This is a genomic window from Bradyrhizobium ontarionense (assembly GCF_021088345.1).
Taxonomy (GTDB): Bacteria; Pseudomonadota; Alphaproteobacteria; order Rhizobiales; family Xanthobacteraceae; genus Bradyrhizobium; species Bradyrhizobium ontarionense.
Genome location: NZ_CP088156.1, coordinates 2,626,567 through 2,648,826, shown reverse-complemented (window position 1 = coordinate 2,648,826; position 22,260 = coordinate 2,626,567). Strand labels below are relative to the sequence as shown.

Below are 22,260 nucleotides of genomic sequence, written 5' to 3'. Positions count from 1 at the left end.
GGCTGCGAAAGCGGAGGTTCTCACCGTAATACAGGATCGTGACGGTTGGCGAAGCGATGTGCCTGGTTCCGGTCTACGGCATCACCAACGTCGCCCCCTCACACGTGCCCGGACGCCATCTGGCCGGCGGAGCGGCGTGCCCGGTCCTGAAGCCTGGTGGCCTCCGTCTGGGCCGCGCGCTGACTGACCAGCGACAGCGCATGGTCCCGTTCGGCCACCGCGTTGCGGCGCGGCTCGGCGGGCCGTTGCAGGTCGATATCGTCCTCGATCGGACCTCTCGGTACCAGCGACAGCGCCCGCTCGAACGGATCGACCGAGGCCTCGCGGCCCTTGCCGATGTCGCGGCTCTGCTCCGGCTCCGGCGGCCGTCGCGCCACCAGGGTCTTGATCCGCCCGAGCAGGCCGGAGGGCGCTTCCGGCGGGGCGGAGTCGAACGGATCGGCATAGAAGGTCGCGCCGGCCTTCTCGACCATGCCGGCGAGCGCGCTGACCATGCGCGGCGAGCCGCAGGCATAGACGACGTCGGACGCCGTCAGCGTCGGCATGTGCGGCTCGATGCGTCCGGTGCGGATCGACGGATGATTGATCGGGCCTTCCTCGACGGTCGGGATGATCGTGACGTTGGGCAGACGCGCCAACTGCGCCAGAATCGGCGTCATGTAGAGCTGCGCCAGCTTCTTGGCGCCGGCGATGATCACCATCGGCCGGCTTCTCTGCTCGCGCAGCGCCATTGCCGCGATCGCCCAGATCGGCGCAAAGCCGGTGCCGCTGCCGGCGAGGATCAGCCGGCCGGTGCCGCCGGGGCGCAGGAACGCATGACCATAGGGTCCCTGGATGCGCAGCCGGTGCCCGGGACGGATGCCGCTGCCCAGCGCCGTCGTCACGCGGCCGCCGCGCACCTTCTTGATGTTGAGATGGATGACGCGGCCGCCGATGCGGCCGTCGAACGAGGCGGTCGGGCTGTAGGCCCGCGCCGGATAGCCGTTGAAGGTGAACTTGAAGTACTGCCCCGGCAGATAGCTGATGCTCTTTTCAGGCGCGATCATCAGCTCCATGATGTCGGGCGCGACCTCGCGCAGGCCGACGAGGCGGGCCTTGGAGGTGTCGATCTCGGGCACGTCCTCCATCTCGACGTCGAGATCGGACACGACGCGCGCCTGGCACGCATAGATCATGCCCTGCGTATGCGTCTCGCCGCAGACCGTCTGGCCCTTGGAGACGTGAACCATGCAGGTGCCGCAGGTGCCGGCACGGCAGTCGAACGGAATCTCGACGCCGTTGGCGAGCGCGCCATCGAGCAGCACGTCGCCCGCGCGGACGCGGAACTGGCGGCCCTTGACGGTGACGGTCCTGAAGTTCGACATGGTTCACTCCTCGATCGGATACGCTGTGACTATGTGCAGGTTGGAAGAGGTCCGCGGGCTCACGCCTTGTTGGGCGTGACGCGGATCAGGTTCTTGTTGGCCGTGGTCTCGAACCGGCTCGACCAGTAGTTCGAGGCCATCACCGGCCGTTTCAGCCAGCTCACCTTCGGCGAGCGCAGCACCAGGAACCAGAAGAAGAACGGCGTCGTGACGAGATGCGAGACCAGCGGAAACCAGTCCGGCAGCAGCGACGCCGGACCGGGCAGGCGGTACCAGTAGTAGGTGCTGACCGCGGTCGCTGCGAAGATGCGGTGCATCCTGGTGCGGGCGCTGGGCCGGTAGCGCAGCATGTGCTCGCCGATCCTGAACACGGCGTAGCTGATGACAGCCGCGACGAACGGCCAGACATAGGCGGTGATGATCTCGGCACTCCCGACCTGCTCCGGCGGATAGTCCGGCACCTGGAACCAGCCCCAGACGAAGCCCGGGAAGCTGCCGATCAGGAAGTTGCCGAGGAACTGCTGAACCTTCGTCGGCACGCCCGCGGTCGGCGTCAGCTCGGGCGTCGAGTCCGGGCACGGATTGCTGCAGGCCTCGCAGATGTTGCAGCGGGCGTTCTTGAAGGTCAGGGCCGGGTTGGTGCCGTACAGCCGCTCAACAGGGTGGATCGGGCACAGCGAGGTGCACCAGCCCGATCGCATCTCGAACACCGAGCCCATCGCGAACGCCATGAACGCGGCCGACAGCAGCATGAGCGCCGTCAGCGGCCCGTCGACATTGAGGCCGATGCGCCGCATCGGCACCACGATGAACAATAGCGTCACGCTGATCACCGCGAGCGTCGCCGCGCCCCATTCCGGCATCCGGATGTTCTGCGAGATGCCCATCTTGTTCGGCAGCAGATGGAAGGTCGCCATCGGACAGATGTTGCGCCACAGGCCGGGCGAGATCGTCACCAGCGCCGGCGCGATCGGAATCAGCAGATTCCACATCAGGGCTATGCCGAGGGGAGGAAAGAATAGCAGCAAATTCACCAGCAGCACGCCGACGACCAGCATGACCGTCTGCATCGTCAGCCAGAACCGCCGCTCGGCCCGTCCAGTGCTGCGGCTGCCGGGCTGTGCGGCCGGCTGATACCTGGCGGGAGCCACCTGCACGGCCACGTGGGCCAGCGGCCGGGCCTCTCGATGGTGCGAAGCGTAGTCGTATCGGGACGAACGTTGGGCGCTGTTGTTTCGCATTGCTTTCCAGGACGCTGGTTACTCTGCACAGGCGCGCTGGTGTGACGACGTCAGGCCAGACCCGTTAGTCCGCCGAGCCTGGTCGTTCGCGTCATCAGCGCATGCTGTGCCGCGGAATCTGCCGACGAGATGTGGCGCTTTTTGACGGCCAATATGGACGTCCCTGGGCCATGCTGCGGTCGGCCTGCGGCCGTTTGATCTGGATCAAATCGAGGAACTTCAAGGATTTGATCTGGATCGAGGTCTGTTTTCGAGAGCGTTTGATCTGGATCAATGACGGCCTTCACCGTGACATAGCGCAGGCAGGATCAAGGCGTGCGCCTGCGCAATTCGTGTGTGCCAAACGACCCGCCGGGCAAATCAGATCGCGCGCGCAAATCCTGTCCAGCCCTTCGGTCAAAAATAAACGGCTTGGCGATTTCGCAAAATCAGCATTAGAGTCCCGCCCGTTCCGTTGCGTCGGAGGGGACGTATCGCGGTCGTCATGGACGTCGGCAGCGGAATGCGATGGGCGTGTGTCGTTGCAGCGTGATCATTCGCGCCGACGAACGGCGATGCACGCACGGTCAAGTCGCGCGGTCCTGGCACCCCGATGCTGGTGTCTCCGCGGCGGCGCGCGTCAGCGCGTTGTCGCGCACGGTGGCCAACAAGCCGGCGCACCGGGGAGAACGCGAAGCAGCCGTTAAAACCGTTGCGCAGGGAGGGCCGGGCGTGTTCGGCCAGACCTGTGGTACCTGCCGCCTGCACTTTTTTCCGCAGGCGGGCCACGGGCGCGGCCAGCGCCCGGCCTTCCCTGCGCCCTCTGTTTGGGAGAGGGCCTTAAGGTCATTGATCACCCGGACGCAAAGCGCCGCGGGAATGCGAACGCATGTGATAGTCTGTGCGATAGTCCCTATGCTTGTGGCAATCCGGATGAAACAACAAAGGCCGTCATTCCGGGACGCGACGCGCAGCGGCGCGGGCCCGGAATCCATACGCACGATCTTGGTTATGGATTCCGGGCTCGCGCTGCGCGCGCCCCGGAATGACGGAGGAGAGGAGTGGGCTCATGTGAGCCTCTCATTGCCGAGCGCTCGCGATAACGGAAAGTGTCGCGAAGCCCTCCGCTGTCGTCCCGGCGAACGCTGGGACCCATAACCCCAGGGAGATGTTGTTGCGCACGATGTTAGACCGGTCGTTCTTCACAACGGCCGCCTCGGAGTGTGGGTCCCTGCGTTCGCAGGGACGACGGCGGTGGGTGTGGACGCAGCGTGCCTCACACTGGCAGGGCGATCGAGTACTTCACCTGGCTCAGCGCAAAGCTCGACTCGATCGATGCGATGCCGTCGAGCCGCGTGAGCTTGGTTTTCAGGAACGCTTCGTACGACGACAGATCGGCGGCGACCACGCGCAGGAGGTAGTCCCGATTGCCGGTCATCAGATAGCACTCGAGCACCTCGGGCCAGGCGGAGATCGCCTTTTCGAATCGCTTCAAATCCTCCTCCTTCTGCCGCGCCAGCTTGATGGAGATGAAGACGGAGACATGCAGCCCCAGCGCCTTCTGATCGACGCTCGCGAGATAGCGGGTGATGACGCCGCGTTCCTCCAGCAGCTTGACGCGGCGGTGGCAGGGCGACACCGACAGCCCGACCTTGTCGGCCAGTTCCTGCATGGTGATGCGGCCGTCGGCCTGGAGATGGCTGAGGATCTTGCGGTCGATGCTGTCGAGGTCGGGCATTGGGACCAAATCGCTGAAATTGCCTTCTGATTGGTAAAATATCCCAATAAATGCCGTGTGCACGCGAAAAATTGAGAATTTTGGCCGCCGCAACAGGATTAAAATCCGTGAATCCACCAACACCCCCGGGGAGCAGCGCCATGGCCACGCGATCAGCACAGTCCGACCGTCTCGACATGCTGAATGCGCTGGCCCGCAAGGCGCTGTGGCTGTCGTCCTGGACCATCCATCACGCCAACCACATCCGGCCCAATGTCGATGGGCTCAAGGTCGGCGGCCATCAGGCCTCCTCCGCCTCGCTCGCGACCATCATGTCGGCCTTGTATTTCTCGGTGCTGCGCCCCGAGGACCGCGTCGCGGTGAAGCCGCATGCGAGCCCGGTGTTCCACGCCATCCAGTATCTGTTCGGCCGGCAGACCCGCGAGAAGCTGGAGAATTTCCGTGGCTTCAAGGGCGCGCAATCCTATCCGTCGCGCACCAAGGACATCGACGATGTCGACTTCTCGACCGGCTCGGTCGGCCTCGGCGTCGCGCAGACCTTGTTCTCGTCGCTGGTGCAGGACTACGTCAAGGCGCATGGCTGGATGAAGGACCGCCGCGAGGGGCGCATGATCGCGCTGGTCGGCGATGCCGAGATGGACGAGGGCAACATCTTCGAAGCCTTGGCAGAAGGCTGGAAGCACGGTCTGCGCAACACCTGGTGGATCGTCGACTACAATCGTCAGAGCCTCGACGCCGTGGTGCGCGAAGGCCTGTGGGAGAAGTTCGAGACCATGTTCCGCAATTTCGGCTGGGACGTGGTGATCGTGAAATACGGCCGGCTGATGCGCGAGGCGTTCGCGGAACCAGGCGGCGAGGCGTTGCGGCGCTGGATCGACAATTGCCCGAACGCGCTCTATGCGGCGCTGTGCTTCCAGGGCGGCGCCGCCTTCCGCAAGCATATCCAGGACGACATCGGCGACCAGGGCGACGTGACGCGGCTCTTGGACCGGCGCAGCGACGACGAGCTGCTGGCGCTGATGAGCAATCTCGGCGGCCACGACATGGCGAGCATGCTGGAGGCGTTCGAATCGATCGATCATGATCGTCCGGTGTGTTTCATCGCCTACACGATCAAGGGCGTCGGCCTGCCGTTCCAGGGCCACAAGGACAATCACGCCGGCCTGATGACGGTGACACAGATGGAGAAGTGGCGCGGTCAGCAGAACATCCGCCCGGGCCATGAGTGGGACAAGTTCGAAGGGCTGAAGCAGGACGAGGCGGAGCTGGAGTCGTTCCTCGCTTCCGTGCCGTTCAACCGCGACGGCCGCCGGCTCGATGATGCCGTGTTCGACGTCCCGGAGCGGCTGACCTTCACCGCGGCAGCGCAGATGTCGACGCAGCAGGGCTTTGGCCTCGTGCTCAACGATCTCGCGCGTAGCGAGAGCGAGCTGGCGTCGCGGATCGTGACCTCGTCTCCCGACGTCACCGTCTCCACCAATCTCGGCGCCTGGGTCAACCGCCGTGGCCTGTTCGCGCGTGCCGAGAAGGCCGACCTGTTCCGCAGCGAGAAGATCCCGTCGACGTTCAACTGGGCGGCCTCGCCGAAGGGGCAGCACATCGAATTGGGCATCGCCGAGATGAACCTGTTCATCATGGCTTCCGCGCTCGGCCTGTCGCACGCCATCAACGGTGCGCGGCTGTTGCCGGTCGTCACCTTGTACGATCCCTTCATCGAGCGCGGCCTCGATGCGCTGAACTACGCCTGCTATCAGGATGCGCGCTTCATGGTGGTGGCGACGCCGTCGGGTGTGACGCTGGCGCCGGAAGGTGGCGCGCACCAGTCGATTGCCACGCCGCTGATCGGCATGGCGCAGGACGGGCTGTCATCGTTCGAGCCGGCTTTCGTCGACGAACTCGCGGCGATCATGAAGTGGGGTTTTGCCCACATGCAGCGCGACGCAGGCGAGGGCGGCTCGCTTTATTTGCGGCTGTCGACGCGCACGATCGATCAGCCGCAACGGATCATGACATCAGAGCTCGAGGCCGATATCGCGGCCGGCGCCTACTGGCTGCGCAAGCCCGGTCCGAACGCGGAGGTGATCGTGGCCTATACCGGCGCGGTGGCGCCGGAGGCGATCGAGGCGACAGGGCTGATCGGCGAGTCCCGGCGCGACGTCGGCCTGCTCGCGATCACCTCGGCGGACCGGCTGCATGCGGGATGGACGGCGGCGCGCAGCCTGCGGCGGCATCGCCGTGGCGTGCAGCATCTCAGCCATATCGAGCAGCTGCTGGCGCCGCTGCCGCGCGATTGCGGCATTGTCACCGTCATCGACGGCCACCCGGCCACGCTCGGCTGGCTCGGCTCGGTGCGCGGTCATCGCGTCGAGGCGCTGGGGGTCGAGACGTTCGGCCAGACCGGGACGATCGACGATCTCTACCGTCACAATGGCATGGATGCGAACGCGATCATCGACGCCGCCGAGAGCCTCACCGGCGCGCCGGTGAGGCATCGCAAGATGGCGGTGTGACGGCGGAGGGGATCGCGGGGCTCGAAAATAGCTGCGCCGTCTCCCCCACCTGGATGAAGGAGACGGCGTCGCAACTTGGATCAAAAAGGCTAGGTGCTGAAAAGCTACTCAGTAAAAACTGGCGAAATCATTCGTTATGAAACGTTTTCCAGCGTCCTTTCGAGATGCTGGGGTGTCTATGAAGGAAAGATTAGCCGGCTCGATCGGGCCAGGCTGTGAACCAGTTCACATATTGAAAATGAATCTGCACGGCTGGGAATTCTGTCGTCCGGAATGATGGACTTCACGGATGGCCAGCGCGTGGGGCGTTTGTTGCGGTGCAAAACGTGGAGCGGCGACGAAACGCAGGCCGTCGGCTTGCGCCGGTCGCGGCCTTGATCCTATATCCGGGACGCAACCCCGGACCCCGCATGTGGCGGGTTCAAGCCGCGGATCGTTCGTGCCAGGATGCCGGCCCGCGCGCTGCCGCCCCTCCCATATGCTTCCACGTGAAGAGGTTTTCCGATGGTCAATCGCCTGCAATTCTACATCGACGGCGCCTGGGTCGATCCGGTCGTCAAGAAGTCCACCCCGGTGGTCAACCCGGCCACTGAAGAGGCGATGTACGAGGTTGCGCTGGGCTCCAAGGCCGATGTCGACAAGGCCGTCGCTGCCGCCAAGCGCGCGTTCGAGACCTTCTCGCAGACATCACGCGAGGAGCGGGTCGCGCTGCTCGAAAAGATCATCGCCGTCTACAAGGGCCGCATGAAGGACATCGGCGCGGCCGTCTCCGACGAGATGGGCGCGCCGCTGCCGATGGCGGAGAAGCTGCAGGCCGGCGCCGGTCTCGGCCATCTGATGTCGACGCTCGATGTGCTGAAGAAATATGAGTTCGAGGAGACGCTGCCGGCGTCCGTGGTGGTGCGCGAGCCGGTCGGCGTGGTCGGCATGATCACGCCCTGGAATTGGCCGCTCAACCAGATCGCCTGCAAGGTCGCCCCCGCGCTGGCGGCGGGCTGCACCATGATCCTGAAGCCGTCGGAGTTCACCCCGACCTCGGCGCTGATCTTCGCCGAGATCCTGCACGAAGCCGGCGTGCCGAAGGGCGTGTTCAACCTGATCAACGGCCTCGGGCCGGAGGTCGGCGCCGCGATGAGCGAGCATCCGGACATCGACATGATCTCGTTCACCGGCTCGACCCGCGCCGGCATCGACGTCGCCAAGCGCGCCGCGCCGACCGTGAAGCGCGTCAGCCAGGAGCTCGGCGGCAAATCGCCGAACGTGATCCTGGAGGGGGCCGATCTCATCAAGGCCGTGACCGGCGGCGTCATGCACATGTTCAACAACTCCGGCCAGTCCTGCAACGCGCCGTCGCGCATGATCGTGCCGGCCGCGCGGATGAAGGAAGTGGCTGCCATCGCGAAGGGCGTTGCCGACAAGACCAAGGCCGGCGATCCGCGCGGCGAGGGCACCACGATCGGCCCGGTCGTCAATCGCGGCCAGTGGGACAAGATCCAGGCCCTGATCAACAAGGGCATCGAGGAGGGCGCCACGCTCGTCGCCGGCGGTCCGGGCCTGCCCGAGGGCGTCAACAAGGGCTTCTATGTGCGCCCGACCGTCTTTGCCGACGTCAAGCCGGAGATGACGATCTCGCGCGAGGAGATCTTCGGGCCGGTGCTGGTGATCATCGGCGCGCAGGACGAGTCCGAGGCGGTCAAGATCGCCAACGACACGCCTTATGGTCTTGCCGGCTATGTCTCGGCCGGCACGATCGAGAAGGCCCGCGAGGTCGGCCGCAAGATCCGCGCCGGCAACGTCAACCTGCAGGGAGTGCCGAACGATCGCACCGCGCCGTTCGGCGGCTACAAGCAGTCCGGCAACGGTCGCGAGTGGGGCCGGTTCGGTCTCGAGGAGTATCTCGAGGTCAAGGCGGTCGCAGGCTACAACGCGGCTTGATCGCGTGACGACGTGTAGGGTGGGCAAAGCGCAGCGTGCCCACCATTCACGCCAAGAACAAAGCTGGTGGGCACGGCGCTCCGCGCCTTTGCCCACCCTACGCAGCCGAGTGTCATCCGCCCAGCGCGCCCTGCGTGTTGACGTACAACGCGTAGATCGACTGGCTGGCGGCCATGAACAGGCGGTTGCGCTTGAGGCCGCCGAAGCAGAGGTTGGCGCAGCGCTCGGGCAAAGCGATGCGGCCGATCGGGGCGCCGTCGGGTGCGAACACCATGACCCCGTCGAGCTCAGGCGAGCCCATGCCCCAGCCGCACCAGAGATTGCCGTCGACGTCGCAGCGCATGCCGTCGGGCGTGCCCGGGCCGGCATCGATGTGGACGCGCTTGTTGGCGAGCGTCGTGCCATCGGCGGAGACGTCATAGGCGAGGATCTTGCGGGTCGGCGCGCCGCGGGATTCGACGACGTAGAGGATGCGCTCGTCGGGCGAGAAGCACAGCCCGTTCGGCCCCAGCACGCCCTCGGCGACGATCGCCGCTCTGCCGGTAGCGCCATCGATCCGGTACACGTTGGCGTCGATCTCCGGCTCGGCCTTGTAGCCCTCGTAATTGCCGAGCAGGCCGAAGGTCGGATCGGTGAACCAGATCGAGCCGTCGGATTTGACGACGATATCGTTCGGCGAGTTCAGCCGCTTGCCGTCGAATTTGTCGATCAGCACGGTGATGGAACCGTCATATTCGGTGCGGGTGACACGGCGGCCGCCATGCTCGCAGGTGACGAGCCGGCCCTGGCGGTCGCGGGTGTTGCCGTTGGCGAAATTGGAGGGCTTGCGGAACACCGAGACGGCGCCGGTCTCCTCCTCCCATTTGAGGATGCGCTGGTTGGGAATGTCGCTGCACAAGAGATAGCGCCCGTCGCCGAACCACACCGGCCCTTCGGCCCAGCGCAGGCCGGTCGCCAGCCGCTCAACGGCCGACAGTTTGAGCCAGTATTTCTCGAAGCGCGGGTCCAGCGTCTGGATCGCCGGATCGGGATAGAAGGTGGCAGGGCGAAAGCCCTGAGCGTGAGCGTTTCCGTCGGACATGTGCCCGTCCCATTATTGCGCCTTTATGATCTCTGCTATCATTGGCCGCCAACGACCGCAAACCTGCGGACCGAACACGAGGGATGAAATGCCACGTATCTTGATGACCGGTGCGTGCGGTGGAATCGGCACTTCCTTGCGGAAGCTGCTGCCGCCGATCTATCCGGACCTTTTGCTCAGCGACCTGAAGGCGCCGGCCGACCTGTCCAGCCAGGAGACGTTCAAGGCGGCTGACCTTTCCGACCTCGGCCAGGTCGAGGCGCTGTGCGAGGGGGTCGACGGCATCATCCATTTCGGCGGCTATTCGGTCGAGGGCTCTTGGAACGACATCCTGCAGGCCAACATCATCGGCGGTTACAACCTTTTTGAGGCCGCGCGCCGCCAGGGCGTCAAGCGCATCGTCTTCGCGTCGTCGAACCACGCCGTCGGTTTTTATCCGCGTCACCGCAAGATCGACAACGACGTGCAGCCGCGCCCCGACGGCCGCTACGGTGTCAGCAAGGTGTTCGGCGAAGCGCTCGGCTCGCTCTATGCCGACAAGCACGGGCTGAAGGTGACATGCATCCGCATCGGCAATTTCGGCGACAAGCCGCTGGATCGGCGCCGGCTATCGATCTGGTTGAAGCCGGACGATCTCATTCAGCTCTGCCGCATCGGCCTCGAGCATCCCGACATCCATTTCGAGGTGCTCTATGGCGCCTCGCTGAACGAGCGCGCCTGGTGGGACAATCAGCGCGCCTATGATCTCGGCTATCGCCCGACCGGCCGCGCCGAGGATTTCCGTGAGCATGCCTTCGCTGAGCAGACCAAGCTGCCGGCCGATCCGATCGGCGACTACTTCCAGGGCGGCGCGTTCTGCAGCACAGAGTTCGATGGCGACACCAGCCGGATCATCGACTGGGGTTAAGCCCGATACGTCATTCCGGGGCGCGTCCAGACGGCGCGAACCCGGAATGACGGCGAGACGAAAGAAAGAAAAAAGACAATGACCGACGGATTGCGCAAGGGACTGACCGCTTACGGCGATGCCGGGTTCTCGCTGTTCCTGCGCAAGGCTTTCATCAAGGCCGCGGGCTATTCGGACGACGCGCTCGACCGGCCGATCGTCGGCATCACCAACACCTATAGCGACTACAATCCTTGTCACGGCAACGTGCCGCAGATCCTCGAGGCGGTGAAGCGGGGCGTCATGCTGTCCGGTGCAATGCCGTTCGTGTTTCCGACCATCTCGATCGCGGAAAGCTTCGCGCACCCGACCTCGATGTATCTGCGCAATCTGATGGCGATGGAAACCGAGGAGATGATCCGCGCGCAACCGATGGACGCGGTGGTCGTGATCGGCGGCTGTGACAAGACCCTGCCCGCGCAGATCATGGCGGCGGTGTCGGCCGATCTGCCGACGGTCGTGATTCCGGTGGGGCCGATGGTGGTCGGGCATCACAAGGGCGAGGTGCTCGGCGCCTGCACCGACTGCCGCCGTCTGTGGGCCAAGTATCGCGCCGGCGAGATGGACGACAGCGAGATCGAGGCGGTCAACGGCCGGCTGGCGCCGTCGGTCGGCACCTGCATGGTGATGGGAACGGCCTCGACGATGGCCTGCATCACCGAGGCGCTCGGATTGTCGCTGCCGATGAGCGCGACGATTCCGGCGCCTCATGCCGAACGTTTCCGATCCGCGGAGGCGAGCGGCCGGGTGGCGGCTGAAATGGCCAAGGCCAAGGGGCCAAAGCCCAGCCAGCTGCTGACACCGGCAGCTTTCCGGAATGCACAGGTCGTGCTGCAGGCGATCGGCGGCTCGACCAACGGCCTCGTTCATCTCACCGCGATTGCTGGGCGTACCCCGCATGCGATCGACCTCGATGCGTTCGACCAAATCGGGCGCGAGGTGCCGGTGCTGGTCGATCTGAAGCCATCCGGCGATCACTATATGGAGCACTTCCATCACGCCGGTGGCGTACCGAAGTTGATGAAGCAGCTCGGCGATCTCATCGACCTCGATTGTCGCTCCATCACCGGACAATCGCTGCGCGAGATCGTTGCTGCAGCCGAGGACGTGCCGGGACAGGACGTGATCCGCTCGCGCGATGACGCGATCAAGCCGGAGGGCGGGCTCGCGGTGCTGCGTGGCAATCTCGCGCCGCGCGGCGCCGTCATCAAGCATTCGGCCGCGAGCCCTAAGCTCCTGCAGCACACCGGGCGCGCCGTCGTATTCGAGTCGATCGAGGACATGACCCTGCGCATCGATGATCCCGATCTCGACGTCTCGGCCGATGACGTCCTGGTGCTGCGCAATGCCGGCCCCAAGGGCGCGCCGGGCATGCCCGAGGCGGGCTATCTGCCGATCCCGAAGAAGCTCGCGCGCGGCGGCACCAAGGACATGGTGCGCATCTCCGATGCGCGCATGAGCGGCACCGCGTTCGGCACCATCGTGCTGCACATCACGCCCGAGTCCGCCGTCGGCGGTCCGCTGGGGCTGGTGCGGACCGGAGACACGATCCGGCTCGACGTCGCCAGGCGCAGCATCGATCTGCTCGTCGACGATGCGGAGTTGGCGAGACGCCGTGCCGCGCTGCAACAGGCCGAGCCGCCGAAATGGGCCGAGCGCGGCTACGCCCATCTGTTTCACGAGACCATTCTGCAGGCCGATGACGGCTGCGATTTCGACTTCATGCGCCGCGGGGGAAAGGGCTGAGTTGCTCCACCGACTGACGGCCAAGGTATGCTCAATTGACAATCAGACGCAGCCAATGGGATGATCCCCGAAAATCATAACCGGGGAGGGGACCGTGACGGGTCGAGCCAAGCTCATTGGCGCATGGGCGTTCGCTGTGGCGATCGTGTGTGCCGCGGCTGCGAGTGCGCAGGACGTCAAGCACTACCGCTTCGCTTATGATCAGCCTCGCAACACCGGCTACTCCGTCGCCGGAGACTTGTTCGCCGACAAGCTCAGGGAGTTGAGCAAGGGCACCATGATCATCGACCAGTATCCCGGCGCGCAGCTCGGGCAGGAGCCGCAGATCCTGCAACTGGTCAAGGCGGGCGACATCGATTTCGCCATCGTCTCCTCGGCCAACACGGCGACGATTTCGCCGCAAGCCGGCGTGATGTCGCTACACTTCTTGTTCCGCAATGAAGCCCATGTGATCAAGGGACTGGCCGATCCGCAGGTGTTCGAGGCGATCAAGACCATGATCGACGAGACCACGCAGGGCCTGCACGTGATCGGCACAGGCTCGCAGGGCGTGCGCCATATCTACAGCAAGAAGGAAATCCACAAGGTCGACGACATCAAGGCGATGAAGATCCGTGTCCAGGCAACCGCGACCGAAGACACGATGTTCCCGGCTTACGGCGCCCAGACCGTGCACATGCCGTTCGGCAGCGTCTACACCTCACTGCAGACCGGCGTGGTCGAGGCTGCGGAAAACAGCATCAATGTCTACCTCGTCAACAAGCACTACGAGGTGGCGCCGGTGCTTTCGATCACGGAACATGAGGCCAACAACGCGCTGGTCTTCATCAGCGACAAGCTCTGGCAGAGCCTGTCGGCCGAGCAACGGCAATGGGTTCTGGCGGCGGCAGCCGAGATCAGCGCGAAAGAGCCGGCGAAGGCGTTCGAACTGGAAAGGACGGCAGCCACCAAACTGAAGTCGCTCGGCGTCAAGATCGTCGAGGATGTCGACAAGAAGAGCTTCATCACGATCGCCGATCCGTATCTGGACAAGCTTGCGAAGGAGCTCGGCCCACACGCGGAAAAGATCAAGAACCTGATCCGCGCAATCAACTGAGCCGTGTACGCTGCCGCACCCACGTATTCGTCTTTGCGAAGTCGGGACCACAACCCACGGCGCCTCGGTAGGGCAGTAGGTCGTCACCTGGATCGACAATGCGCGTCGACAATCATCGCCGGCGGCAATGGTCCCGGCGTTCGCCGAGACGACGAGAGAGTTTGATCCGGAACGACGAGGAAGCTGATGTCCATCGCCGACAAGCTCGTTGTGCAACGGCAGCGTCATCTGAAGTGGCGCATGCTCGACCCGCTCGAGCTGGTGCTGATGATGCTCTGCGGCGCGCTGTGCTTCGGCTTCTCGATGTCGGTAACCGCCGACATTGTCACGCGCACCATAGGTCATCCCTGGCTATGGCTGCAGGAGGTCACGTCCAGCCTGTTCGTCTATGCGATCTTCGTCGGCGCCGCGGTTGCGACGCGCCGCAACGACCATCTGTATCTGACCGCGATCGCCGAATCGATGCATGGCATGCCGCGCCTCCTCGTCGAGATCGTGTTGCGGCTCGTCGTGCTCGCGGTCGCGCTGTGCCTGATCTGGTATGGCTATCTCAACTTTCTCCGCGGCTTCGGCAGTTTCCGGTTGCCCTCGGGAACACCGATCGCCTCGCTCTATGTCATCATTCCGCTCTCCGGGGTGCTGATCGCGCTGTTTGCGGTCGAGCAACTGGTCAATGGCATCGCCAACGGCTTCGATCATCCGGAGCCGCTGCAACAGGAGGCAGTGATTCCGCCGCTCCGCGCCGGCGTTGATCGGAGCGATCCGACGTGAGCGCTCCAGTCATCCTCGCGCTGATGTCGGTCTGCTTCCTGTCGTTCGGCTATCTCGGCGTGCCGGTGCCGTTCTCGCTGCTGGCAGGCGTATTCGTCGGCGCCTTCCTCGCCGACGTCTCGCTCGCGGCGATCGTGCAGAAGATCTTCGATGGCGTCGATTCCGAGGCGCTGCTTGCGATTCCGTTCTTCCTGCTGGTCGGCGAACTCATGAGTTCGGCCAATGTCGTGGTCCGGATCGCCAACCTGTCGGTGTCACTGGTCGGACATATTCGGGGCGGGCTGTCGCAGGTCGTCGTCGTCTTCAGCATGTTCTTCTCGGAAATGTCGGGATCGACCACCGCCGATGTTGCGGTCATGAGCCGCGCGCTCGGTGGACCGATGCGGCGGGAAGGCTATGAACCGGCCTTCATCGCAGCCATCATCGCGGCGGCCTCCACCATTGCGGCGCTGGTCCCGCCGAGCATCACCGCGGTCGTCTACGGCGCAGTGGGCAATGTCTCGATCGCCGGGCTGTTCATGGCCGGCGTCGTGCCCGGATTCATGATCGGCTTCGGACTGATGATCTATTGCTACTTCTTCGGTCCCTCCGGCTTGCGCAAACCGCGCGCGCCGTTACGCCAAGTGATGTTCGCGAGCGTGGATGCGGCGCTGCCGCTGATGATCCCCGTGATCCTGCTCGGCGGCATCCTGACCGGCTGGTTCACGCCGACGGAGGCCGGTGTGGTCGCGGTGGCCTGGATCATCCTGGTCGTCATTCCCGCGCTCAACCGCGGCCACCTGAAGAAGATCCCCTACGACTTCTGCCTGGCGGGGCTGATCTTCTCGCTGCCGCTGATCACGATCGGCGCCGCCAATGCGTTCGGATGGATGCTGGCCTATCTGCGCGGCGCCATCTTCATCGCCGACTGGATCACCTCGATCGCGGGCAACGACCCGCACTATATCATGCTGTTGATGGTGTTGCTGTTCACCGTGATCGGCGATTTCATCGAGCCGGTGCCGACCATCATCATCTTCATGCCGCTGGTCAATGCGCTGACGCAGGCCGGCGACATCAACGGGGTGCATATGGGCGTGGTGCTGATCGCCACGCTCGCTTTCGGCCTGATCACGCCGCCCTACGGACTCGTGCTGCTGATGGCTTCGAAATTCGTCGGCGTCAGTTTCGCCAAGGCATTGCGCGCGGCGTTGCCGATCTATGTCGTGTTCCTGGTTACCATCACCTTCACGATCTATTTCCCGAGCGTCGTGCTGTGGCTGCCCAAGCACGTCATTCCGGAATCGGTCGGCTGCTTCAAGTCGCCGGCCGGGACCGGTTATATCTGTCCGAATTGAGTGGAGACTGGGGGGCTATTTGTCCTTGCTGGTGAACTTCCGCGTCGCGGTCCGGAATTCGTCGGTATGCATGCAGTTGATGATCGCGTCGCGTTCGGCCGCGAGCTGATCCTCGACCGAGCTGGTCGGCGCGCGATGGATCAGCGCCTTGGTCGCCGCGAGCCCGGCCGGCATGTTCTGCACCAACCGCTGCGCCAGCGCCTGGGTGGCCGCGGCAAGTTCGGTGGCGGGGACGACCTTGGCGACCAGGCCCCATTCGTACGCCTGGGCCGCCGTGAAGCTGTCCTCGGCCAGGAATATCTGCAGCGCGCGCCTGACGCCTACGGTGGCAACGACACCAACCGTGCCGCCGCCGTCGGGCGAGACGCCGAGCTTGGCATAGGCCGGTGTGAAGCGCGCTTCCTCGGCGGCGATGCAGAGGTCGGCGGCAAAGGCCAGCGACATGCCCGCGCCGGCGGCGGAGCCGTGGACGCTGGCCAGCACGATCTTGGGCATGCGCCGCAGGCTCGCGATGAAGGCGTGATAGTGGTGCAGGAGCTCGCTGACGACGGGGGTGATGGTGTCGGCTTCGGCGGCGGCTCCGATCGTCTGCAGATCGCCACCGGCGCAGAACGCGCGGCCTTCGCCCTGCAGGACGAGCACACGGATGGTCTGGTCGGCTTCGACTTGCGTCGCGAGCTGCTCCAGCCGCTTGGCAATGGCGAGGTTGATGGCGTTGAACGCCGCCGGGCGGTCGAGCGTGATGGTCGCGATCGGACCCTCGATGCTCAGGCGGGCAGGTTCCGCTGTTGCGTCCGACATTCATTCCTCCCCGGTATGGTTGTTGCCGCATTTAAACCGCACAGCGGGACCGGTGACAATGCCGGGGAAGTCTGCGACAACCCGGTTCCGCTGGCATGGACGATGATGCGAGCCGGAAGCGGCCGAGTTGCGTGAGCGCAGATGGACAGAATGGGGCAGGGAGCAGTGACGAAGGGACCGGTTGTGATCGTGGGTGCGGGGCATGCGGGTTTCCAGCTTGCGACCTCGCTGCGTCAGGCAGGCTTTGCCGATCCGATTCATCTGATCAACGACGAGCCGCATCTGCCCTACCAGCGTCCGCCGTTGTCGAAGGGCTATCTCAAGGGCACGGGCGGTCCCGAGACCTTGATGTTCCGGCCGCAGAAATTCTACGCCGACCAGACCATCGACCTCGTCTATGACCGCGTCGTCTCGGTCCAGCGCGACGCCCGCAAGGTGCTGCTCGCCTCCGGCAAAACCCTGGACTATGGGCACCTCGCTTTCGCGACCGGTGCGCGCAATCGCCTGCTCGATATTCCCAATGCGAACCTGCCGGCCGTACGCTACCTGCGCATCCTCGACGACAGCGAAGCGCTCAGGACCTTGCTCGGCGATGCCAAGCGGGTGGTCGTGATTGGCGCCGGCTTCATCGGCCTCGAATTCGCCGCCACCGCACGCATCAAGGGCCTCGAGGTCGACGTGCTCGAGCTCGGCGCGCGGGTGATGGCGCGGGCCGTGACCGCCGAGATCTCCGACTACTTCCAGACGCAGCATGCCGATGCCGGCGTGCGCATCCATCTCGGCGTCCAGGCCACCAGCATCGAGGCCGATGGCAACAAGGTCACCGGCGTCAGCCTGAGCGACGGCCGGCACATTCCGGCTGATTTGATCGTGGTCGGCGTCGGCGTGCTGCCGAATGTCGAGCTCGCGGCGGAGGCCGGATTGCAGGTCGCCTCGGGCATCGTCGTCGACGAATATCTGCTGACCAGCGATCCTCATGTCTCGGCGATCGGCGACTGCGCGCTGTTTGCCAGCCAGCGCTTCGGCGGCACCTTGCGGCTGGAGTCGGTGCAGAACGCCACCGATCATGCCCGCTGCGTCGCGGCGCGCCTCACCGGTGACGCCAAGCCGTATGACGGGCAGCCGTGGTTCTGGAGCGACCAGGGCAATGACAAGCTCCAGATCGCGGGACTCACGACCGGTTATGACCAGGTCGTGCTCCGTGGCGATCCCGCGCAAAAGGCGTTCTCGGCGTTCTGCTACAAGGAGGGCAGGCTGGTCGGCATCGAGTCGGTCAACCGCGCCGGCGACCACATGTTCGGCCGCAAGCTGCTGGCGGCGGGCGGTTCGATCGGTTCCGACAAGGCCGCAGATCCGAGCTTCGATCTGAAGAGCGCTCTGGCCTAGAGCCACGCCCGAACCTCCTCCGCTGATGGCATTGACGGGCCGGCGCCCATCCGCTGCACCGAAATAGAGGCCGCAGCGTTGGCGTAGCCGATCGCGTCGGCCATCGCTGCGCCCTGCGACAGCCGCGCGGCCAGCGCGCCGACGAAGCAGTCGCCGGCGCCGGTGGTATCCACGGCCTTCACGGCGCGGCCTTCGATCAGCTTGGCATCTCCATTGGTGACCGCGACGGCCCCGCGTGCACCAAGCGTGACGCAGACCGTCTGATCGGGACGCGGCTTCAGCTCCCGAACCGCGTCTGTGACCTGTTGCGGCGTCGGCGCGTCGCCGAGCTCGATGCCAGCCAAAAAGCCGAGCTCGGTCTCGTTGAGCACGAGGATGTCGACCAGTGCGAACAGCGCGCTGTCGAAAGCGCTGGCCGGGGCCGGGTTGAGGATCGTGGTGGCGCCGGCTGCTTTCGCACGCTGGAAGAAAGCAGAGATGGTCGGTTGCGGGATCTCGAACTGGCTCACGGCCACGTCGCCTGGCGTCAAGACGACCTGCGCGACATCGTCGGCGCCGACCTCGGCATTGGCGCCTGCTATCACCACGATGGTGTTGTCGGCCTTTGCGAGCGTGATGATCGCCGTGCCGGTCGACGCGCCGGTGCTGTCCTTCACCGCGGTGAGATCGATGCCATGGGCAGCGAGGAACGCACGCAGCTGCTCGCCGAACGCATCACGGCCCAGCCGGCCGATCAGCGTGGTCGGTACGCCCAGCTTGGCGGCGGCCACCGCCTGATTGGCCCCCTTGCCGCCGGGGAAGTACATCACCGACTGGCCGGCGACGGTCTCGCCAACGCGTGGATGCCGCTCGGCCGTCGCCACGACATCCATGTTGATGCTGCCGGCGACGACGACGCGCCCCATATGACGTCTCCTGCCGTTAGACGCGGACCTCGAATTCCTGCTTCACGAGATCAATGTCGGCGAGCGTCGGCAGGCCGGCCTCGTTGCCGAGCTTCTGGATCTTGAACGTCGATGCCGCGCGCGCGAATTCGAAGTGTTCCTTCCAGCTCTTCGCCGGATTGGCGAGATAGGAATAGACGTAGGCGCCGTGGAAGACGTCGCCGGCGCCGTTGGTGTCGATCACGCGCTCGCGCGGGATCGGATAGGCCGGCAGCGTGTGAACCGCTCCGGTCTCGTCGTACCACAGCAGGCCCTTCTCGCCCTGGGTCACGCCGCCGATGCGGCAGCCGCGGCTCTTGAGGTAGTCCAGCATCTTGTCCGGCGTGAGGTCCATCTGCTCGCACAGGCGCTCGGCTACGATCGCGACATCGATGTATTCCAGCAGATCATGGGTGTTGGTGCGCAGGCCGCCGCCGTCGAGCGAGGTCAGGATGCCGGCCTCGCGGCACAGCTTGGCATAGTGCAGTGCGGCGTCGGGTTGATGGCCGTCGACGTGCAGCGCGCGGCAATTGCCGAGGTTGAGCAGCGGGAACGGATGGATGTGCGCATCGTCCCGGCAGCGGACGATGGCGCGCTTGCCGTCCTTGGGCATGATGAAGGACAGCGACGAGGCGTTGACCTTCCGGGGATGTACGGAGATGCCGTACTTCGCGGTCATGTCCTGGAACATGCGCCCGAGCCAGTCGTTCGCGATCGTCGCGATCAGGTCCGGCACGATCCCGAGCTTGGCGCAGCAAAATGCCGCGGTCACCGCATTGCCGCCGAACGAGACGGCATAGTCGGATGCGACGTGCTTCTCGTCCCCGGTCGGCATGTGGTCGGTGATGAACGTGACGTCGATGTAGGTCTGTCCAATGAAAAGGGCCTGCATGGGTATTTATATCTCACTAAGGGGTGGTCGCGGCCCCGGCGCCGCAGATTAGCAAGCGGTTAAAGCGGATCAACGCTGAAATTCTTCGTCAAATCGTCACCATGGCGGTTGAGATCGGACCGGTGCAACCGCCGGCCCCCTGCCGCAACCTCGTCGGTCGCGCTATGGTTGCCGGCCTGCACGGGGGCAGATTCGGGAGTGGAAGATGACTGTCTATGCGGGTCCGGTCTTCGAGATGGCCGCCAACCAATTCAATGTGATCGCTGATCATCTTGGTATCCCAGCTGACGAACGCGATCGTCTGCTCCTGCCCAAGCGGGCGATCACCGTTTCGTGTCCGATCCACCGCGACGACGGTACCATTGCGGTCTACGAGGGGTACCGGGTCCAGCATCTGCTGACGATGGGACCGACCAAGGGCGGCACGCGCTTCGCGCCGACGGTCGATATCGGCGAGGTTGCGGCCCTCGCGATCTGGATGAGCTGGAAGTGCGCCCTGGTGGGCCTGCCCTATGGCGGCGCCAAGGGCGGCATCAACGTCGATTTGTCCAACCTGTCCCGGCGCGAGCTCGAATCGCTGTCCCGCCGCTACATGCAGGAAATGATTCCCTTCGTCGGCCCGCACACCGACGTGATGGCCCCCGACATGGGCACCAACGAGCAGGTCATGGCGTGGTTCATGGATACGTATTCCATGTACCAGGGCCAGACGGTGATGGAGATCGTGACCGGTAAGCCTGTGTTCTCCGGGGGCACGCTCGGCCGCCGCGAGGCGACCGGCCGCGGCGTCGCCCACGTCTCGCGCCGGGTCATGGACGAGCTCGGGATCGATCCGACCAACTCCACGGCCGTGGTGCAGGGTTTTGGCAATGTCGGCTCCTATGCCGCGCTCGGCTTCCACCAGATGGGCATGAAGGTGATTGCGGTCAGCGATCACACCGGCGCCCTCCACGATGTCAGGGGTCTCGACATCCCGGCCCTGATGGAGCATGCGACCAGGACCGGCAGCATTGCCGGCTTCTCCACCGAGCTCGCCTTCGATCCACACCAGATCCTGACCCTGGCCTGCGACATCCTGGTTCCGGCGGCGGTCGAGCGTGTGATCGACGCCAAGGTGGCCGCGCATCTGAAATGCCGGGTGATCGCCGAGGCCGCCAACGGCCCGACCACGCCGGACGCCGATCTGGTGCTCGACCAGCGCCGCAAGGAGATCTTTCTCATTCCCGACATTCTCTGTAATTCCGGTGGCGTCGTCGTCAGCTACTTCGAATGGGTGCAGGATCTGCAGCAGCTGTTCTGGGAAGAAGAGGAAGTGATGCGGCGCGAGTACCAGATCCTCGACCGCGCCTTCGAGCGGATGCTGACGCGCGCCAAGGCCGACAACATCTCGCACCGGACCGCGGCGATGGCGATCGGAGTGGAGAAGGTACGGGCCGCCAAGAACTCGCGAGGGCTGTTTCCGTGATCACCGGTCTCGACCACGTCGTCGTCTTGCTGGAGGACATCGCCGTCGGCAGCGCCGCCTTCGAGGTGCTGCTGGCGCGCAAGCCGTCCTGGCAGAATTCGGGAGAGGGCGCCGACCGCGTCCTCTTCACGCTCGACAACATGACCCTGGAGCTGATGGCGCCGGCCGGCCAGAGTGCCGCCGCAGAGCGCATCCGCAACGTCATCAAGATCTGGGGCGAGGGGCTCGCCAGCATCTGCTTCGCCACCAACGACATCGCCAAGATGCATCGCAGATTGGAGCGCGTGGCGCTGAAGCCTGACCCGATCGCCGAGGTCGACAACACCGACGGGATTTCGGGCCAGACACTGCACTGGAAGCGCACGCGCGCCATGACCGATCTCACCCGCGGCGTGCGGATGTTCTTCCTGGAGCTGAGCCAGCCGCGGCCGCCCTCGGCCAAGACCGCGGAGACCGCCGTGCTCGGCCTCGATCACATCGTGGTCTCGACCGAGGACCCGGAACGCGCCGCCACGCTGTACGGTGCGCGGCTCGGTCTCGACATGGCGCTGGATCGCACCCATCAGGAATGGGGCCAGCTGATGTTCTTCCGCTGCGGCGACCTGATCGTCGAGGTGGTGAAGCGGCCGGTCGCCGGCAATGACAAGGCGCATGACAAGCTGTGGGGCCTGAGCTGGCGCGTGGCCGACATCGAGGCAACGCGGGCGCGGCTGCTGGCCGCCGGCCTGCAGGTCTCCGAGCCGCGGGCCGGCCGCAAGCCGGGCACGCGGGTCATGAGCCTCTACAGCGGCACCTGCGGCATCCACACGCTGATCCTGGAGAAGGCGCCGCGCGCGGCCGAGTGAGGCTCTTGGAGCGTGGGGATCGCCGTCTGGGCCTGACGCGAGAGCACGTGCATAGGAAGATCCAGGCGTATGTCCAGATCTCTCCACTTCGTCATGGCCGGGCTTGTCCCGGCCATCCACGCAGCACCGCACATGCCGAAGGACGTGGATGCCCGGGCCTCCGTCGCGCCGAAGGGGCTTCGGCCCCGCAGGCGGGACGAGCCC

At 65.0% G+C, this 22,260-nt stretch carries 18 protein-coding genes; 10 read left to right on the top strand and 8 right to left on the bottom strand.

Features of this window, described 5'->3' with window-relative positions:
* Window positions 1-98: 98 nt before the first annotated feature.
* The 4 genes from LQG66_RS11980 to LQG66_RS11965 all read right to left on the bottom strand — a co-directional run bounded on the left by LQG66_RS11980 (window position 99) and on the right by LQG66_RS11965 (window position 4,322).
* Window positions 99-1,364, bottom strand: coding sequence for a 2Fe-2S iron-sulfur cluster-binding protein (locus LQG66_RS11980; RefSeq protein ID WP_231326422.1), 1,266 nt, complete (start codon window positions 1,362-1,364; stop codon window positions 99-101).
* Window positions 1,365-1,423: 59 nt separating this feature from the next.
* The gene (locus LQG66_RS11975) at window positions 1,424-2,527 is read right to left on the bottom strand and encodes a ferredoxin family protein (protein WP_231327759.1); all 1,104 of its coding nucleotides are present in this window, start codon (window positions 2,525-2,527) and stop codon (window positions 1,424-1,426) included.
* Window positions 2,528-2,699: 172 nt separating this feature from the next.
* A complete protein-coding gene (locus LQG66_RS11970; protein WP_231326421.1) occupies window positions 2,700-2,879 on the bottom strand; it encodes a hypothetical protein in 180 nt (59 codons plus the stop codon).
* Window positions 2,880-3,860: 981 nt separating this feature from the next.
* Window positions 3,861-4,322, bottom strand: coding sequence for an Lrp/AsnC family transcriptional regulator (locus tag LQG66_RS11965; RefSeq protein WP_231327758.1), 462 nt, complete (start codon window positions 4,320-4,322; stop codon window positions 3,861-3,863).
* A 140-nt stretch (window positions 4,323-4,462) separates the two neighbouring features.
* Here LQG66_RS11965 and LQG66_RS11960 point away from each other — a divergent pair, with 140 nt between their 5' ends.
* Entirely contained in the window at window positions 4,463-6,832 is a 2,370-nt protein-coding gene (locus LQG66_RS11960; protein ID WP_231326420.1) for a transketolase, read from the top strand.
* A gap of 504 nt (window positions 6,833-7,336) precedes the next feature.
* On the top strand, window positions 7,337-8,767 hold the full coding sequence (locus LQG66_RS11955; RefSeq protein ID WP_231326419.1) for an aldehyde dehydrogenase family protein: 1,431 nt from the start codon (window positions 7,337-7,339) through the stop codon (window positions 8,765-8,767).
* Window positions 8,768-8,879: 112 nt separating this feature from the next.
* Here LQG66_RS11955 and LQG66_RS11950 read toward each other — a convergent pair whose 3' ends face one another.
* Window positions 8,880-9,848 (bottom strand): SMP-30/gluconolactonase/LRE family protein, encoded by a 969-nt coding sequence (locus LQG66_RS11950; RefSeq protein ID WP_231326418.1) that lies wholly within the window; start codon window positions 9,846-9,848, stop codon window positions 8,880-8,882.
* 88 nt (window positions 9,849-9,936) lie between these two features.
* Between LQG66_RS11950 and LQG66_RS11945 the strand changes: the two genes are divergently transcribed.
* The 5 genes from LQG66_RS11945 (at window position 9,937) to LQG66_RS11925 (ending at window position 15,744) form a co-directional block, all read left to right on the top strand.
* Window positions 9,937-10,755: an NAD-dependent epimerase/dehydratase family protein gene (locus LQG66_RS11945; protein ID WP_231326417.1), complete on the top strand. Its 819-nt coding sequence runs from the start codon at window positions 9,937-9,939 to the stop codon at window positions 10,753-10,755.
* A 78-nt stretch (window positions 10,756-10,833) separates the two neighbouring features.
* On the top strand, window positions 10,834-12,540 hold the full coding sequence (locus LQG66_RS11940; protein WP_231326416.1) for an IlvD/Edd family dehydratase: 1,707 nt from the start codon (window positions 10,834-10,836) through the stop codon (window positions 12,538-12,540).
* A gap of 115 nt (window positions 12,541-12,655) precedes the next feature.
* Complete coding sequence (locus LQG66_RS11935; protein WP_231327757.1) at window positions 12,656-13,636, top strand: TRAP transporter substrate-binding protein; 981 nt, start codon at window positions 12,656-12,658, stop codon at window positions 13,634-13,636.
* A gap of 186 nt (window positions 13,637-13,822) precedes the next feature.
* Entirely contained in the window at window positions 13,823-14,407 is a 585-nt protein-coding gene (locus LQG66_RS11930) for a TRAP transporter small permease (RefSeq protein ID WP_231326415.1), read from the top strand.
* On the top strand, window positions 14,404-15,744 hold the full coding sequence (locus tag LQG66_RS11925) for a TRAP transporter large permease (protein WP_231326414.1): 1,341 nt from the start codon (window positions 14,404-14,406) through the stop codon (window positions 15,742-15,744). The genes LQG66_RS11930 and LQG66_RS11925 overlap by 4 nt, the downstream gene beginning before the upstream one ends.
* A gap of 15 nt (window positions 15,745-15,759) precedes the next feature.
* Here LQG66_RS11925 and LQG66_RS11920 read toward each other — a convergent pair whose 3' ends face one another.
* Entirely contained in the window at window positions 15,760-16,545 is a 786-nt protein-coding gene (locus LQG66_RS11920) for an enoyl-CoA hydratase/isomerase family protein (RefSeq protein WP_231326413.1), read from the bottom strand.
* A gap of 150 nt (window positions 16,546-16,695) precedes the next feature.
* On the opposite strand from LQG66_RS11920, the gene LQG66_RS11915 reads away from it, so the two are divergent.
* The gene (locus LQG66_RS11915; protein WP_231326412.1) at window positions 16,696-17,931 is read left to right on the top strand and encodes an NAD(P)/FAD-dependent oxidoreductase; all 1,236 of its coding nucleotides are present in this window, start codon (window positions 16,696-16,698) and stop codon (window positions 17,929-17,931) included.
* On the opposite strand, the gene rbsK is transcribed toward LQG66_RS11915, so the two are convergent.
* Window positions 17,928-18,836: a ribokinase gene (gene rbsK, locus LQG66_RS11910; RefSeq protein ID WP_231326411.1), complete on the bottom strand. Its 909-nt coding sequence runs from the start codon at window positions 18,834-18,836 to the stop codon at window positions 17,928-17,930. The genes LQG66_RS11915 and rbsK overlap by 4 nt on opposite strands.
* Before the next feature lie 16 nt (window positions 18,837-18,852).
* The gene (locus LQG66_RS11905) at window positions 18,853-19,746 is read right to left on the bottom strand and encodes a sugar kinase (RefSeq protein ID WP_231326410.1); all 894 of its coding nucleotides are present in this window, start codon (window positions 19,744-19,746) and stop codon (window positions 18,853-18,855) included.
* A 205-nt stretch (window positions 19,747-19,951) separates the two neighbouring features.
* On the opposite strand from LQG66_RS11905, the gene LQG66_RS11900 reads away from it, so the two are divergent.
* A complete protein-coding gene (locus LQG66_RS11900; RefSeq protein WP_231326409.1) occupies window positions 19,952-21,211 on the top strand; it encodes a Glu/Leu/Phe/Val family dehydrogenase in 1,260 nt (419 codons plus the stop codon).
* Window positions 21,208-22,056 carry a VOC family protein gene (locus LQG66_RS11895; RefSeq protein WP_231326408.1) on the top strand — a complete coding sequence of 283 codons (849 nt, stop codon included), beginning with the start codon at window positions 21,208-21,210 and terminating at the stop codon, window positions 22,054-22,056. Before LQG66_RS11900 ends, LQG66_RS11895 begins: the two co-directional genes overlap by 4 nt.
* Window positions 22,057-22,260: the final 204 nt, after the last annotated feature.

Coding starts and splice junctions, on each gene's coding strand:
- LQG66_RS11950 (WP_231326418.1), bottom strand. CDS start 9,848: ATGTCCGACGGAAACGCTCACGCTCAGGGCTTTCGCCCTGCCACCTTC.
- LQG66_RS11980 (WP_231326422.1), bottom strand. CDS start 1,364: ATGTCGAACTTCAGGACCGTCACCGTCAAGGGCCGCCAGTTCCGCGTC.
- LQG66_RS11920 (WP_231326413.1), bottom strand. CDS start 16,545: ATGTCGGACGCAACAGCGGAACCTGCCCGCCTGAGCATCGAGGGTCCG.
- LQG66_RS11960 (WP_231326420.1), top strand. CDS start 4,463: ATGGCCACGCGATCAGCACAGTCCGACCGTCTCGACATGCTGAATGCG.
- LQG66_RS11965 (WP_231327758.1), bottom strand. CDS start 4,322: ATGCCCGACCTCGACAGCATCGACCGCAAGATCCTCAGCCATCTCCAG.
- LQG66_RS11905 (WP_231326410.1), bottom strand. CDS start 19,746: ATGCAGGCCCTTTTCATTGGACAGACCTACATCGACGTCACGTTCATC.
- LQG66_RS11940 (WP_231326416.1), top strand. CDS start 10,834: ATGACCGACGGATTGCGCAAGGGACTGACCGCTTACGGCGATGCCGGG.
- LQG66_RS11955 (WP_231326419.1), top strand. CDS start 7,337: ATGGTCAATCGCCTGCAATTCTACATCGACGGCGCCTGGGTCGATCCG.
- LQG66_RS11915 (WP_231326412.1), top strand. CDS start 16,696: ATGGGGCAGGGAGCAGTGACGAAGGGACCGGTTGTGATCGTGGGTGCG.
- LQG66_RS11945 (WP_231326417.1), top strand. CDS start 9,937: ATGCCACGTATCTTGATGACCGGTGCGTGCGGTGGAATCGGCACTTCC.
- LQG66_RS11900 (WP_231326409.1), top strand. CDS start 19,952: ATGACTGTCTATGCGGGTCCGGTCTTCGAGATGGCCGCCAACCAATTC.
- rbsK (WP_231326411.1), bottom strand. CDS start 18,836: ATGGGGCGCGTCGTCGTCGCCGGCAGCATCAACATGGATGTCGTGGCG.
- LQG66_RS11930 (WP_231326415.1), top strand. CDS start 13,823: ATGTCCATCGCCGACAAGCTCGTTGTGCAACGGCAGCGTCATCTGAAG.